The sequence below is a fragment of the Oleiphilus sp. HI0086 genome, from assembly GCF_001635225.1.
Window position 1 is genome coordinate 1 of the sequence record NZ_LWFZ01000340.1, and the last position, 467, is coordinate 467.

The following is a 467-nucleotide window of genomic DNA, read 5'->3' on the forward strand; positions in this document are numbered from 1 at the left end:
GTTTCGCGAGGAGTATTTACACGAAACTCTTGTTATCGCCCAACAATGCCAATTCAAGCTTAATGAACTTCGTTACGAATACCCTAGCGAGCTAGTCCCGAACAATGAAACACCCATCTCTTACCTGCGTACTTTAGTCACACAAGGCGTGAGGTTTCGTTTCCCTCAAGGTATTCCTGATCATATTCAGTCAACCATAGACAAAGAGCTGAATCTAATTGCAGAGCTGGACTATGCCTACTTCTTCCTAACGATCCACGACATTGTAATGTTCGCCAAACAAAGAGGAATTCTTTATCAAGGAAGAGGCTCTGCAGCCAACTCGGTAGTGTGTTATTGCCTGGAAATCACCTCTGTCGACCCTCGCCAGATATCTGTATTGTTTGAGCGCTTTATCAGTAAGGAGCGCAATGAGCCGCCTGATATCGACGTCGATTTCGAACACGAACGCCGTGAAGAAGTCATTC

General features: G+C 45.4%; 1 pseudogene. It reads left to right on the forward strand.

The features are described 5' to 3' along the window. A pseudogene (locus A3756_RS04325) lies at positions 1 to 467 on the forward strand (error-prone DNA polymerase); the annotation flags it as partial.